Annotated in this window: 1 protein-coding gene; it reads right to left on the bottom strand. The window is 57.0% G+C overall.

Translation table 11 applies throughout. From position 1 onward, the window contains the following. Positions 1 to 375, bottom strand: a 375-nt coding sequence (locus tag AAEZ09_RS27960; protein ID WP_350601592.1) for a phosphatidylglycerophosphatase A family protein, incomplete at its 3' end; no start/stop codon positions are given. Positions 376 to 377: the final 2 nt, after the last annotated feature.

Genomic DNA, 377 nt, shown 5'->3' with positions numbered 1-377 from the left:
ATCCAAGACGATACCCAAGCCACCACCAATGGTTTCGACGAATCCAATGGGCGGAGGCTTGGTGATATCGAACAGCCGGTAAAGTAGGAGTCCAGCGCCTATCGTCCACCCCCTATGAGCTGTTGCCAGACCAACCAAGACGAGTGGGAAGGCGAGATACTCGTCGGCAACGATCTGCGCAGCATCGCCACCGCCAAGCCAGTGTGAGGCCCAGTGGCACAGCGGAACACCGACCAATAGCAACGCGGTTATGATCAGCAGTTGTCTTGCTAAAGGCTGACCCCAAAGCCACCACGCTAACGGTATACCCAGCAGTGATCCCAAGGTTCCGGGCATCCAGGGCGATAGTCCCAGCCCGAAACCCGTGGCAATCAATA

The organism is Pseudomonas sp. 65/3-MNA-CIBAN-0223 (genome assembly GCF_040310425.1).
Lineage (GTDB): Bacteria > Pseudomonadota > Gammaproteobacteria > Pseudomonadales > Pseudomonadaceae > Aquipseudomonas > Aquipseudomonas gregormendelii.
Note: the sequence above shows the minus strand (reverse complement) of the source record. Positions and strands in the feature narration are given on the sequence as shown.